Origin of the sequence: Micromonospora sp. S-DT3-3-22 (assembly GCF_015354745.1) — a bacterium.
GTDB classification, from domain to species: domain Bacteria; phylum Actinomycetota; class Actinomycetes; order Mycobacteriales; family Micromonosporaceae; genus Micromonospora; species Micromonospora wenchangensis.
This window is the reverse complement of record NZ_JACGMO010000041.1, coordinates 39,009-52,769: the sequence shown is the minus strand read 5'-3', so window position 1 is coordinate 52,769 and position 13,761 is coordinate 39,009. Positions and strand designations below refer to the sequence as shown.

11 protein-coding genes are annotated in these 13,761 nt (G+C 74.5%); 9 read left to right on the top strand and 2 right to left on the bottom strand.

Annotation, left to right across the window (positions count from 1 at the left end; all coding sequences use genetic code 11):
* Both H1A17_RS14530 and H1A17_RS14525 read left to right on the top strand, forming a co-directional pair.
* A partial coding sequence (locus H1A17_RS14530) for a DEAD/DEAH box helicase (protein WP_194822087.1) occupies positions 1-2,685 on the top strand: 2,685 nt, incomplete at its 5' end.
* Positions 2,682-3,614 carry an SWIM zinc finger family protein gene (locus H1A17_RS14525; protein WP_145921140.1) on the top strand — a complete coding sequence of 311 codons (933 nt, stop codon included), beginning with the start codon at positions 2,682-2,684 and terminating at the stop codon, positions 3,612-3,614. The genes H1A17_RS14530 and H1A17_RS14525, both read left to right, overlap by 4 nt.
* A gap of 105 nt (positions 3,615-3,719) precedes the next feature.
* Here H1A17_RS14525 and H1A17_RS14520 read toward each other — a convergent pair whose 3' ends face one another.
* Complete coding sequence (locus H1A17_RS14520) at positions 3,720-3,977, bottom strand: DUF3040 domain-containing protein (RefSeq protein ID WP_194822086.1); 258 nt, start codon at positions 3,975-3,977, stop codon at positions 3,720-3,722.
* Positions 3,978-4,474: 497 nt separating this feature from the next.
* Between H1A17_RS14520 and H1A17_RS14515 the strand changes: the two genes are divergently transcribed.
* From H1A17_RS14515 to H1A17_RS14495, 5 genes are read left to right on the top strand one after another with little or no spacing between them, the layout of a single operon-like run.
* Positions 4,475-6,451 carry a DUF1800 domain-containing protein gene (locus H1A17_RS14515; protein WP_145921138.1) on the top strand — a complete coding sequence of 659 codons (1,977 nt, stop codon included), beginning with the start codon at positions 4,475-4,477 and terminating at the stop codon, positions 6,449-6,451.
* Between the two features lie 20 nt (positions 6,452-6,471).
* Complete coding sequence (locus tag H1A17_RS14510) at positions 6,472-7,863, top strand: DUF1501 domain-containing protein (protein ID WP_309236778.1); 1,392 nt, start codon at positions 6,472-6,474, stop codon at positions 7,861-7,863.
* Positions 7,860-9,281, top strand: coding sequence for a ferric reductase-like transmembrane domain-containing protein (locus tag H1A17_RS14505; protein ID WP_145921137.1), 1,422 nt, complete (start codon positions 7,860-7,862; stop codon positions 9,279-9,281). The genes H1A17_RS14510 and H1A17_RS14505 overlap by 4 nt, the downstream gene beginning before the upstream one ends.
* A gap of 13 nt (positions 9,282-9,294) precedes the next feature.
* Positions 9,295-9,891 (top strand): FMN-binding protein, encoded by a 597-nt coding sequence (locus H1A17_RS14500; RefSeq protein WP_145921136.1) that lies wholly within the window; start codon positions 9,295-9,297, stop codon positions 9,889-9,891.
* 48 nt (positions 9,892-9,939) lie between these two features.
* Positions 9,940-10,662 (top strand): FAD:protein FMN transferase, encoded by a 723-nt coding sequence (locus H1A17_RS14495; protein ID WP_145922973.1) that lies wholly within the window; start codon positions 9,940-9,942, stop codon positions 10,660-10,662.
* Positions 10,663-11,007: 345 nt separating this feature from the next.
* Here H1A17_RS14495 and H1A17_RS14490 read toward each other — a convergent pair whose 3' ends face one another.
* Positions 11,008-11,679, bottom strand: a complete 672-nt coding sequence (locus H1A17_RS14490) for a bifunctional DNA primase/polymerase (RefSeq protein ID WP_145921135.1) — start codon at positions 11,677-11,679, stop codon at positions 11,008-11,010.
* Positions 11,680-11,930: 251 nt separating this feature from the next.
* On the opposite strand from H1A17_RS14490, the gene H1A17_RS14485 reads away from it, so the two are divergent.
* Both H1A17_RS14485 and H1A17_RS14480 read left to right on the top strand, forming a co-directional pair.
* Positions 11,931-13,157 (top strand): helix-turn-helix domain-containing protein, encoded by a 1,227-nt coding sequence (locus H1A17_RS14485; RefSeq protein ID WP_145921134.1) that lies wholly within the window; start codon positions 11,931-11,933, stop codon positions 13,155-13,157.
* Positions 13,158-13,173: 16 nt separating this feature from the next.
* Entirely contained in the window at positions 13,174-13,755 is a 582-nt protein-coding gene (locus H1A17_RS14480) for a flavoprotein (RefSeq protein ID WP_145921133.1), read from the top strand.
* Positions 13,756-13,761: the final 6 nt, after the last annotated feature.

Sequence of the window (13,761 nt, the reverse complement as noted above, 5' to 3'; positions counted from 1 at the left end):
GCCGCGTGGGCCCGGTCGCTGGCCCTCGCCCTGCCCCCGGCGGTCCGGGCCGCCGCCGGGCCCGCGTCGCCTTCCGCCCGCTCCCGTCCCGGGGTCGACCGGACGGCCGGGGAACGGCCCGGTCCCGAGGGGACACCCGGCTCCGGGCAGCGTGAAGGAGACGTCCCGCCCGCCGGTACCGTCCCGGACGGTCGGCGCGACGGGGTCGGTGGGCTGGTCGCGGACGTGCTGGACCTGCTCACCGATGCCGCCGCCCGCCGGGCGCTGGCCGACGTCGACCTGCTCCGGGGCGGTCGGCGCGACGGGGTGACGGCCGGGTGGCTGGCGGCGCTGACCGGCCCGCAGCGGCGGTTCACCGCCGAACCCGACGCGTTGGACACCCTCCGCGCCGAGCTGGACGCCTGGCAGCGCGACGCCGTCGGCGGCCCGGTCCGGGCGAGTTTCCGGCTGGTGGAGCCGGCCGACGACGAGATCGTCGACACCCTGACCGTGGTGCCGGCCGACCCGTCGGCGGTCGTCGGGCAGGGTGGACGGTGGCGTATCGAGTTCGGTCTCCAGGCCGCCGACGAGCCGGGCCTGCACGTCGCCGCCGGTGACGTCTGGCGGCACCCGGAGCGGCTGCCGGCGCTGGCCGGCCGGTGGGACGACCCGCAGGAGACCCTGCTGGCCGAGTTGGGCCGGGCCGGGCGGCTCTGGCCGGAGCTGGACGGGGCGCTGCGTACTCCCGCCCCGGAACAGTTGGAGCTGGACGTCGAGGGGGCGCACCGGTTCCTGCGCGACGGCGCGCCGGTGCTGCACGCCGCCGGGTTCGGGGTGCTGCTGCCGTCCTGGTGGCGGCGGCCGGCGGCGCGGCTCGGCGCCCGGTTGCAGGCCCGCAGCCGCACCGCCCCGGGCACGGTCGCCGCGGCCGGGGCGCTCGGGCTGGACGCGCTCGTCGACTACCGCTGGGAGGTGGCGCTCGGCGACGTGACGGTCGACGCCGACGAGTTGGCCGCGCTGGCCGCGTTGAAGACCCCGCTGGTGCGGTTGCGTGGCCGGTGGGTGGAGCTGGACCCGAAGCGGCTGGCCGCCGGCCTGCGGCTGCTGCGCTCCTCCGGTGAGCTGACCGTCGCCGACCTGCTCAGGATGGGGTTGGCCGGGGCGGAGACCCCGGACGCCCTGCCGGTGCTTGCGGTGACCGCCGACGGCCCGCTCGGTGACCTGCTGGCCGGGCAGGCCGAACGGCGGCTCGTGCCGCTGGACCCGCCACCGGCCTTCAAGGGCACCCTGCGGCCCTACCAGCGGCGCGGCCTGGCCTGGCTGGTGTTCCTCCAGTCGCTCGGGCTCGGCGGGGTGCTCGCCGACGACATGGGGTTGGGCAAGACGGTGCAGTTGCTGGCCCTGCTCGCCGGGGACCCGCCGGACGCCGGGCCGACCCTGCTGGTCTGTCCGATGTCGCTGGTCGGCAACTGGCAGCGGGAGGCGGCCCGGTTCACCCCCGGGCTGCGGGTGCACGTGCACCACGGCGCGGACCGGGCCCGGGACGACACGTTCGGACAGGCCGTGCACGCCGCCGACCTGGTGCTCACCACGTACGCGGTGGCCGCGCGGGACGCGGTGGCGCTGGCGTCGGTCGGCTGGCACCGGGTGGTGGTCGACGAGGCCCAGGCGATCAAGAACGCGGCCACCCGGCAGGCCGAGGCGGTCCGGGCGCTGCCCGCCCGGCACCGGATCGCGGTCACCGGCACGCCGGTGGAGAACCGGCTGGCCGACCTGTGGTCGATCATGCAGTTCGCCAATCCCGGCCTGCTCGGCCCGGCCAGCAGTTTCCGGCAGTCGTACGCGGTGCCGATCGAGCGGCACGGCGACACCGAGGCGGCGGCCCGGCTGCGCCGGGTCACCGGCCCGTTCGTGCTGCGGCGACTCAAGACCGACTCCTCGATCATCAGCGACCTGCCGGAGAAGCTGGAGATGGAGGTGGTCTGCAACCTCACCGCCGAGCAGGCGTCGCTCTACCGGGCGATCGTCGACGAGATGCTGGCGAGGATCGAGTCGAGCGACGGGATGGAACGTCGGGGCCTGGTGCTGGCCACGATGACCCGGCTCAAGCAGGTCTGCAACCATCCCGCCCAGCTGCTGCACGACGGCTCGCCGCTGGCCGGCCGCTCCGGCAAGCTGCAACGGCTGGAGGAGATCGTCGACGAGGTGCTCGCGGCCGGCGAGAAGGCCCTGCTGTTCACCCAGTACGCCGAGTTCGGCGCGCTGCTGCGCGGCCACCTGTCGGCGCGTTTCGGCCGGGAGGTGCTCTACCTGCACGGCGGGGTGGGCAAGGCCGACCGGGACGACCTGGTCACCCGGTTCCAGTCTCCGGACGGCCCGGCGCTGTTCGTGCTCTCCCTCAAGGCCGGCGGCACCGGGCTGACCCTGACCGCCGCCAACCACGTGGTGCACGTCGACAGGTGGTGGAACCCGGCGGTGGAGGACCAGGCAACCGACCGGGCGTTCCGGATCGGCCAGCGACGACGGGTACAGGTCCGCAAGTTCGTCTGCGCCGGCACCGTCGAGGAGAAGGTGGCCGCGATGATCGCCGACAAGCGGGGGCTGGCCGCGTCGGTGGTGGGCAGCGGCGAGCAGTGGGTCACCGAGCTGTCCACCGGGCAACTGCGGGAGCTGTTCACGCTCGACGCCGGGGCGGTGGTCGAGTGAGCCCTCGGGATGCCGGGGCGGAGGGCCCGTTCGCCGGGTTCGGGCCGCCGCGCCGGGTCGACGGTGGACTGAAGGCGCGCAGTACCCGGGGCGCGATCGGGGTCTCCTGGTGGTCCCGGCGTTTCCTGGAGGTGCTGGAGTCGTTCGCGTTGGGCACCCGGCTCACCCGGGGTCGGGCGTACGCGCGCCGGGGTCAGGTGCTCCGGCTCGACGTGTCACCCGGGCGGGTCGAGGCGAGCGTGCAGGGTTCCCGGCCCCGGCCCTACCCGGTGACCATCGCCCTGCCGCCGTTTCCGGACGCGCTCTGGGACCGGGTCGAACGTGAGCTGGCCGGGCAGGCGTTCTTCAGCGCCCGGCTGCTCGCCGGTGACCTGCCGGCGGAACTGGAGGAGCTGTTCGCCGTCGCGGGCGCGCCGCTGTTCCCCCGGTCGGTGGGGGAGCTGACCCAGCGGTGCGGCTGCCCCGACGTGGCGGTGCCGTGCAAGCACCTCGCGGCGACGTTCTACCTGCTCGCCGAGGCGTTCGACGCCGACCCGTTCCAGTTGCTGCACTGGCGGGGCCGCAGCCGCGACGCGTTGCTGGGCCGGCTGCGTGCCCTCCGGGCCGAGGCGGTGGGCTCGGCCGCGCCCACCGGGCGGGACGCCGGCACACCCGGCCGGACGCCGTCGGTGGTGGACGGTGCGGCGGGCGGGCCGCCGGCTCCGGTGGCGGGGGCGGCCCGGGTGCTCGCCGACCTGCCCGACGTGCCGCTCACCGGGGCGGTGGACCGGTTCTGGGTGTCGCCGGTGCCGCTGCCGGACCGGCCGCCCATCCTGGCCACCGGCCCGGAGCTGCTGCTGCGGCAGTTGGGCGCGCCCGCCGCGGCGATCGGCGGTCCCGGCCTGCTGGAACGCCTGCGTCGGGCCTACCAGGCCCTCGACCCGGGCTGACCCGGCGCACGGGTCATGATCGACACCAGCGGGGCGATGCCGGGGTGTCCCGTCGCTGCGGTGCCGCACCATCGCGACCCCTGGTGTCGATCACGGCCACGCGGGTCAGCGCCAGCGGTGCCGGAAGTGCCACATCAGGCCGGTGTTGGCCGCCAGGACGACGACGCACGCCGCACCCGCCGTCCGTCCGGCCAGGACGGTCATCGCGGGCAGTGACGCCCACAGGATGACGGTCAGCAGCATCAGCCACCGCCCGCGTCGGGCCCGGACCCTCTGGTCGAGTCGCGCGAAGAACTTCGGATCGCTCTCCCGGAGCTGCCGGGTGATCTGTTCGAACCTGCGCTGATCCTCTTTGCTGAGCATGGCGGTGCCTTCCCCTCAGGCTTCAGCGGTTCGGCGGCTTACCCGCTGCGGCGGCCGGTCACGCCCTGCTCCTGCTGCTACTTTCGGCCCCGGGCGGCGTCGGCGGGGCAGGGCCGGGAACAGCCGGGGACGCCCCGCCCGAAACCGGGCCGGCGGGCGCGGAGCACCTCAGCGCCGGCTTACCGTGGGCTTAAGTTTCGCTGTGCCGGTGAACGCCACGCCCCGTGACACGTACCGCCAAAACGTTACGGCGGGGTCGCGGCCGGACACGTCGTCCCTGCTGGGGACGGTGCGGTCCGGCCGGGGCGGAACCACCCGTGCGGCACCCTCGCACAGCGGCACCTTAAGTGCCCCCGCCGACGGCCCTGACCAGCCTTGTCGGCAGCTCAGCCCTTGGCTACCTTCCCGTGGCAACTCCTCCGGCAGCCGCCGCCGCACCCTCCGCCCCACCCCCGGTCGCAGCGGTACGGCGCATCGAAAGAAAACGGGACCGGTACATGGCCGACCAGAATGTGCCACCGCATCGACCGCACACCCCCGGCGGGCCCACCCCGACGTACGAGGTCACGGCCGCGCCGTACGGGCCGCCGCCGGTGTCCCGGGGCCCGCAGTGGGTGGGGCCCGAGGGGTTGGGCCGGCAGACGTTCCACCAGCCGGCCGGCACCGGACTGCCCCACCTCGACGACGACGGCGACGACCGCGACCGGGTCGGCCGGCGGCGCGCCCTGGTCGCGTTGGGCGGCACCGCCGCCGTGCTGGCCGGCGGCGCGGCGCTGGCGATGAGCCCCCAGGTACGCGGCCTGTTCGGCGACGACGCCGCCGGGGACGCCACCGGGGTCACCACCACCGACGGCACGCCGGCCCGCCCGAGCGGCCAGCAGCCCAGCACGGTACGCACCTACACCGAGCAGAACGAGAGCTACATGGGCTCCCGGGCCGGTGCGGCGCTGAAGAAGAACTCGCCCAGCGGGGGCCGGACCTTCTCCGGGCCGGCCGACGCGGCGCAGCGTACCCCGGTGACGGTGCGGACGGTGCTGGCCAAGGACCCGGTCCGGCACCTGGCCGGCCGGGCCACCTTCGGGGCCACCCCGAAGGTGCTCGCCGACATCCGCCGGATGGGCATCGACGCCTGGGTGCGTCAGCAGCTCGACCCGGAGAAGATCGCGCCGAGCGCCGCCGAGCTGAAGCTCGCCGAGCTGCCCACCCTCGCCCTGAGCAGCCAGCAGGTACGCGACCAGCGGGAGCAGCTCAACGAGCGGGGCGCGCAGCCGGAGAAGGAGATGGTCGACGGCACACTGGCCCGGCAGATCTGGTCGGAACGGCAGCTCTACGAGGTGATGGTCGACTTCTGGAACGACTTCCTGCACGTCGCGGCGGACTTCGACGGGGGTGAGGCGTACCGGAACTCGTTCGACCGGGACGTGGTCCGTAAGCACGCCATGGGCAGCTACCCGGACATGCTGGTGGCGGCGAACAAGCACCCGGCGCTGCTGCTCTACCTCAACCAGAACGACTCCCGCGCCGACGCGGTCAACGAGAACCTGGCCCGGGAGAACCTGGAGCTGTACTCGGTCGGGGTCGACGGCGGCTACACCGAGAAGGACGTCCGGCAGGCCGCCCTGCTCCAGACCGGCCGGGGCGTCGACGACGGGAAGTACGTCTTCCGCAACGACCGGCACTACCGGGGCAAGGTGAAGATCCTCGGCTTCAGCCACCCCAACGACTCGACCGACCCGAAGAAGGCCGACCAGGTCATCGACGCCTACATCACGTACATCGCGTTGCACCCGTCGACCGCCCGGTACGTCGCCCGCAGCCTGGCCACCCGGTTCGTCTCGGACACCCCGCCGAAGTCCCTGGTGGACCGGCTGGCCAATATCTACACGGTCAACAAGGGCTCGGTGAAGCCGCTGCTGATGTCGCTGTTCAGCTCCTCGGAGTTCTGGGCGGCGGTCGGCCAGAAGGTCCGCCGGCCGATGGAGTACCTGGTCGCCACCTACCGGACGCTGGGCGTCGGGCCGCAGGCCGGGCCGGGCTTCCGGCAGGGCGACAGCAAACGCACCGCGTTCGCCCAGGGGCTGCGCCAGATCCACGACAAGCTGCGCGAGCTGGGCCAGTACCCGATGGGCCAGCCCACCCCCGACGGCTACCCCGACGTCTACGTCGCCTGGACGTCGGCCGGCACGATGGTCAACGGCTGGAACGAGGCCGCCGACCTGATCGCCGGCAACCGCAGCCAGTTCACCTACACCCGGCCGGAGAAGCTGGTGGCCCGGCCACCGTCCACCGCCGGGGCGTACGTGGACGCGTTGGCGCAGCGGCTGGTGCACCAGAAGCTGTCGGCGCGGGAGAAGAACCTGATCCTCGGGGTGGCCGGCGTGTCCGCCACCGCCAAGGTCGACGCCACGTTCAACGGGGCCGTCGCCGCCGTCGCGCGGGCGATCCTCGCGTCCCCCCAGCACCACCTGCGGTGAGGCAGACGATGGAGAAGCCGGTGACGTACCCGATGGAGAAGACCGTGCCCGCGTTCCCCCTGCACCCCGAGTGCCCCGACCTGCGCCGGCTCGCCGACGACCCGGCCGAGGCGCTGCTGCGCGCCGAAGCCGACCTCGTCGCCGCCGAGAACGCCGCCGAGGCCGACCGGTACCGCCGGCTGGAGGACCTGGAGGAGGCCCAGCAGGACGGGCGCGGGGTGACCCGGCGGACGTTCGTCGCCGGTGCCGCCGCCACCGCCACCGCGCTGGCCACCGCCCAGTTCGTCACCACCTCCGCGTCGTTCGCGGCGACGAAGACCGGCACCCTGATCCACGTCTTCCTCTACGGCGGGCTGGACGGGCTGAGCCTGGTCGCCCCCGCCGACGACCCGGTGCTCGCCAAGGGCCGCCCCGACCTGCTGCTCGGCGGCGACTCGCTGGCCCTGGGCCGGGGCTTCAAGCTGACCAGCGCGTTCGCCCCGCTGGAGAAGTGGCTCAGATCGGGCCAGCTCGGTTTCGTCCCGGCGGTCTCCGACGAGCGGCTGTCGCGCAGCCACTTCCAGGCCGCCGACGCCTGCAACCTCGGCGGCCTGCCCAACGAGACAGGTGGCCGGGGCTGGCTGGACAGCCTGGTCGACTCCCTCGGCAAGGGCACCGCGTTCCGCAGCGTCGGCATCGGCAGCACCCTGCCCCGTTCGCTGGTCGGTACCAACGGCGCGTTGTCGCTCAACAGCGTCGGCTCGCTGCGGCTCAACGGCGACGACCGCTACCGGGCGGCCACCGAGAAGGCGATCCGGGGTCTGTTCACCGGGATCAACCACCCGGTCGAGGAGGCGGTGATCGAGGGGATGGGCGCGCTGTCGACCGCCCAGCAGCTCGCCGCCAAGCCGTACCAGCCGGCCGAGGGCGTGAGGTACGAGGGCGTCGGGTACGCCTTCCAGCAGCTCGCCCAGCTGATCAAGGGCGGGGCGAACGTCCGGGTCGCCACGGTCGGGATGGGCGGCTACGACACCCACGAGAACCAGGGCACCCGCTCCGGCGGCCAGCTGCACCGGCGGCTCGGCGAGCTGGCGGGCGCGATGGCGGCCTTCTTCACCGACCTGGGCGACCGGGCCGCCGACGTCACCATCATGGTGTCCAGCGAGTTCGGCCGCCGGGTCGCCTCCAACGGCGGCGGCACCGACCACGGCCACGGCGGGGTGGTCACCATCCTGTCCGGCCGTAAGCTCGCCGGCTCGCTGCTCGGCCGCTGGGACGGACTGAGCGATCTGGACTCGGGCGACGTCCCCGAGTACAACAACATGTTCGACGTCTACGGTGCGGTGGCGCAGGGCCGGTTCGGGCTGACCACCGCCCAGGTCGACAAGCTCTTCCCGCGGCGGAAGTACACCCCGATGAAGCTCTACGCGTGACCTACCAGGACATGCACGCCGCCGGTGGGCGTACCCGGGAGCCGTCCCGGTACGCCGGCCGGCCGGCTGCGTCCGTACCCCCGCCGCCGGCCCGGCCCCGGCGCGGCTCCGCCGGCCGACGGGTGCTGTCCGCGCTGTTCTGGGTCGGTCTGGTGGCCGCGGTGCTGCCGTGGTGGCTCGACACCCCGGCCGGCTCGTTGACCGGCACCGCCGACGTGCTCACCGCCGCCGGCCGGGTCACCGGCCTGGTCGCCGGCTATCTGCTGCTGGTGCAGGTGCTGATGATGAGCCGCCTCGGCGTGCTGGAACGCGGGGTCGGCGGCGAGCGGCTGTCCCGGGTGCACCGGGACCTCGGCGCGACGCTGCTGGTGGCGGTGCTGGCGCACCTGTCGCTGCTGGTGGTCGGCTACGCGCGGACCCAGGGCAACCCGGTCACCGCCCAGCCGGGGGTGCTGCTGCGTGACTTCGACGACATGGTGTCCGCCTTCGCCGCGGCCGGCATCCTGGTGCTCGTCGGCGGCACCGGCATCCGGGCGGTCCGCCGGGCGATGCCCTACGAACTCTGGTACCACCTGCACCTGACCAGCTACCTGGCGCTGCTGCTCGGCTTCGGCCACCAGTTCAGCAACGGCGCGCAGCTCTTCCCGCCCGGCCCGGTGCGCACCGGCTGGATCGCCGGCTACCTGCTGGTCGCCGCCGCCCTGGTGTGGGGCCGGCTGGTCGCGCCGCTGCTGCTCAACCTGCGGCACCGGCTGCGGGTGGCCGACGTGGTGGCGGAGAGCCCGGACACCGTCTCGATCTACCTCACCGGCCGCCGGCTGCACCAGCTCGACCCGCTCGGCGGTCAGTACCTGCGCTGGCGGTTCCTGGCCCGGGGCTGCTGGTGGCAGTCGCACCCGTTCTCGCTCTCCGCCGCGGCGAACGGCCGCTGGCTGCGGCTTACCGTGAAGGTGGTCGGCGGGCACACCCGGGACCTGCGTGACCTCGACCCGGGCACCCGGGTCTGGGCGGAGGGGCCCTCCGGCACGTTCACCGCCGCGCACCGCACCCGGGACCGGGCCCTGCTGATCGCCGGCGGCAGCGGCATCGGCCCGCTGCGGGCGATGCTGGAGGAACTGCCCGCCGGCGCGGCCCTGATCTACCGGGCCCGCACCCCGGCCGACGTGCTGTTGCAGCACGAGCTGGACTGGCTGGCCCAGGCCCGGCAGACCGCCGTCTGGTACGTCGTCGGCTCCCGCGACGACGCCGGCCCCCGCCAGGTGATGAACCCGGACGGGCTGCGCCGGCTGGTGCCCGACCTGACCCGCCGCGACGTCTACCTGTGCGGCCCGCAGGGGCTGGTCGACTCCTCGGTGCGGGTGCTCCGGCAGGCCGGCGTGCCCCGCCGGCAGATCCACCTCGCCCCGTTCGAGCTGTAGGAGGGCACCTGACATGCGTCGCGCGCTGCTCGCGATCACCGGGCTGGCCGCCGGCACCACCGCCCTGGTGGTGCTCAAGGGCGCGCCGGACGCCCGCCAGGTCGCCCGGGACCTGCCGGCCGGTGCGCCGGTCGGCACGCCGGACCGCGCCGACCCGGCCACCCCCGGCGCGACGCCGCAGCGGACCGCCGCGACACCCCGGCCGACCGGCCGGCCCGACGCCACCGCCGGCCGCACCCCGGCCGCGCGGCGGACCACCCCCGGCGGGGACGCCGGCACCCGCCGCACCCCGGCCGCCGACCGGACCACCGGCGTCGCGCCGAAGCCCACCACCCGCACGGTCACCGGCCCGGTGATCTCCACCGAGTTCGGCAACGTGCAGGTGCGGATCACCGTCTCCGGCCCGAGGATCGTCGACGCGGTGGCCCTGGAACTGCCCCAGGGCGGTCAGTCCGACCTGCGCAGCGACCGGGTCGACGCCGCCTACAGCGGCACCAGCGGCGACGTGGTGCGCCAGCAGAACGCCAACCTGGACACCGTCTCCCAGGCGACCGCCACCAGCGACGGCTACCGGCGGTCGTTGCAGGCCGCGCTCGACCAGGCCCGCTAGGTGGGCGCGTCGGCGACCCGGCCCGGCCTGCGCCGGGTCGAGCAGGTCATGGGTACGGCGATCAGCCTGGACCTCGCCACCGACCGGCCCGCCGCCGCCCTGCGTACGCTGGCCGACGACACGTTCCGCTGGCTGCGGGAGGTCGACGCCCGGTTCACCACCTACCGCGAGGACAGCGAGGTGCGCCGCCTCGACCGGGGGGAGCTGCCGCCGGCCGGGGCGTCGGCGGACCTGCGTGCCGTGCTGGCCCGCTGCGCCGACCTGTGGGCCGACACCGACGGCTTCTTCGACGCGTACGCCACCGGCCGGCTGGACCCCTCCGGCTACGTGAAGGGCTGGGCCGCGCAGGTCGCCTCGGACCGGCTGGTGGCGGCCGGGGCGGTCGACCACTGCCTCAACGCCGGCGGCGACGTCCGGGTACGCGGGCACTCGTCGTCCGGGCTGCCGTGGCGGATCGGCGTCCGGCACCCGTGGGACGCGGACGCCACCTGCCTGGTGCTCACCGGCACCGACCTGGCCGTCGCCACCTCGGGCGTGTACGAACGGGGGCACCACGTGCTCGACCCGCGCCGGGGCGTACCGGCCCGGGGGCTGCGCTCGGTCACCGTGGTCGGCCCGGACCTGGGCGTCGCCGACGCGTACGCCACGGCGGCGGTGGCGATGGGCGCGGCCGGCGTCGGTTGGCTCGACCGGCTGCCCGGCCACCTGCACGCGGTGGTCACCGACGACGGTCGGCTGCTGCGCTCGACCGCCCTGCCGCTGGCCGACTGAGGGGTCGACGGTGGCGGGGTCACCTGCCGGTGGGGGTGTTCACCGGGCCGTGCGGTGGGTGCCGGCCGGGCGGGAGCCGGTCGGCCGGGGGCGACCCGGTCGGGAGCCGGCCGGTCGGGTGTCCGACCAGTGGCGGGGCCGTCGCCGGTACGGCGGTTCGGTGCCGCCGGTGTGCCGCATCTCGTCCCTGGCCATGTCGTACCCCCGCTCCGGTGGCGCGTGCGCGCCGTCGTGGTGTGCAACGAGTCCGGCGTCGGCGGGGACGCTGGCGGGAACCCGACCCGGCCGCGTCCCGCCCCGCTGCGGCCGTCCGGTCGGTGGCCGTCCGGTGCGGTGGCTGGCCGGTCAGTGGCCGCGCCGGGGCAGGGGGAGCTGGCCGGGCAGCAGCTCCGGGATCAGCGTCACCCCGTCGGCCCGCAACGTCTCGATCAGGGTGTTCTGCACCAGGTACGAGTCGGGCAGCCGCCAGCGGGCCTGCTCCGGGGCGACCGCCCAGCGCACCGGGCCCTCGGGCAGCCGGGTGGGGGGCGCCGGAATCCACGAGCCGGTGCCGTGCCGGACGACGTGGAAGCAGTGTTCCAGCTCGGGGCGCAGCGGGTCGCCGGGGCGGACCAGGAACATCCACCGCCCGGTCGGGGTCACCACCACCGGGCCCCGGACGCCCGGCCCGGCGGGGTGCCCGGGTACGGCGTCGAGCAGTCGCCGGCCCAGGTGCGCCGACACCTCCAGCACGTCGAACGCCCGGCCGGTGGGCAGCAGCACCCCGTGCGGGCGGCTGCGCCACCAGGTGGCCACCCGGGCCGGGTCGGTGCTCGCCCCCCGCTCCCAGTTCTCCAGCGCGGGGTGGCAGCCGACGGTGGGACAACCGGCCCGGCCGCACACGAACCGGCTGCGTGCCAGGCAGGCGCCGGGGGTCACCTCCCAGCCGTGCAGCGCGTACCGGACGGCGATCCGGCGCAGCCGGACCCGTTCGATCGGTGCCAGCTGGGCGACCCGTGGCCCGACGTTCCCCCACATGTCCCGTGCTCTCCTCTGGCCTCGACCGGTCACCGCCACCCCTCACGTCGAGCGCCGTCACTGTCGTGATCCGGGATCGTTGACACCTGACGAACGGCTCATGCAACTTGCACGAAGCTATGAGAACTGGCTGTACGTGTGACGTACACGCTGTGCGACCAGCGGCAACCTGGGCGGACGGATCGGAGACGCCCGGCGTGGGTCGTCCGGAGCCCGACCGGACGACCCACGAGGGGGAGGAACGCGAGAAGATGGACGAGCTTCCGATCGGGCGACGGGTGGCCTACTGGCGCGGGCGACGGAAGATGTCCCAGCAGGTCTTCGCCGACCGACTCGGCAAGTCCAAGAGCTGGGTCGACAAGGTCGAACGCGGGGTCCGCCGGCTGGACAAGTTCTCCGTGCTGTACGAGATCGCCGTGATCCTCCGGATCGACGTGCAACTGCTGCTCGGCAAGGACCCGGAACGGCGTACCGACGCGTTGAGCTGCATCGACCAGTTCGAGGTGCAGGAGATCCGGGCCGCCCTGGAGCAGTACTCCTCGATGACCGCGTACTTCGACGGGGTGTCGTACCCGCCGCCCCTGGCCGACCTGCGCAAGGCCGTCACCCACGCCTGGCTCACCTACCAGTACGGCCGCTACGCGATGCTCACCCGGGCGCTGCCGAAACTGCTGCGCGACGCCCAGGCCGCCGACGCCGGCTACGGCGGCGAGCAGGGCCGGGAGGCCGCCCACCTGCTCGGGCAGGTCTACCAGATCGCCTCCTCGGTGCTGCGCAAGCTGGGCGAGTGCGAGCTGGCCTGGCTGGCCGCCGACCGGTCGATGGCGGTCGCCCAGCGGGCCGACGACCAGCTGCTGGCCGGTGTCGCCACCGCCCGGGTCTGCAACGCGCTGGTGGCGATGGGCCGGGCCCGGCCCGCGTTGGAGCTGAACCTCAGCATCGCCAACCAGCTCGCCCCCGGCGGCATGAACGACAGCGCGCCGGACCGGCTCTCCGTCTACGGCATGCTGCTGTTGCAGGGCGCGATGGCCGCCGCCCGGTTCGGCGACTCCGACGCCGTCGAGGACCTGCTGTACGGGGCCAACGAGGCGGCGCTGATGCTCGGCAGCGACCAGAACCACTACTGGACCTCGTTCGGCCCGACCAACCTGGAACTGCACCGGGCCGCCGCCGCCGTGGAGCTGGGCGACGGCGGGCGGGCGGTGGAGATCCACCAGCGCATCCCCGAGCCGAGCTTCAACGGGCTGCTGCCCGAGCGGCGGGCCCACCACCTGCTCGACCTGGCCCGGGGCTACACCCAGCTCGGTGACGTCGCGATGGCGGGGGAGATGTTGCTGCGCGGCGACCGGCTCGCCCCGTCCGAGATCCGCTGCCGACCCATCGCCCACGAAGTGATGACCGACGTGCTGCGTCGCACACGGGGTGCGTTGCCCGCGCCGATTGCGGAGTTGGCTGAGCAGATGGGAGTCGGAGTATGAACACGGCGGCGGCCGGATGAGCGGCAGCCCCCACCAGAGCAGTGAGCACCGTGGAGTGCTCTACGTCATCGCCTGCGGTTCGCCGCTGGCCCGTCACCTCGATCGACTCGTCGGCCTGGCCCAGGACGACGGCTGGGAGGTCTGCGTCGTCACCACGCCCGACGGGGCGAAGTTCGTCGACCGGGCCGCGCTGGCCCGGCAGACCGGGCATCCGGTGCGTACCCACTACAAGAACCCGGGCGACCCGGACCTGCTGCCCCCGGCCGACGCGATGCTGGTCTGCCCGGCCACCGTCAACACGGTCAACAAGTGGGCGGCCGGGATCACCGACACGCTGGCGCTGGGCCTGCTCGTCGAGGGGCAGGGCCGGGGCGTGCCGGTGGTGGTGGTGCCGTTCACCAACGTGGCGATGGCCGCGCACCCGGCGTTCCAGAGCGGCCTGCGCCGGCTGGGCGAGTGGGGCGCCACGGTGCTGTTCGGCGACGACGTCTACCCGCTGCACCCACCCGGCACGGGGGAACGGCACCTGCACGCCTTCCCGTGGGAGGCGGCGGTGGCGGCCCTGCCGGGCCGCTCCCGGGCCGCCTCGGCCGCCTGACCCGGC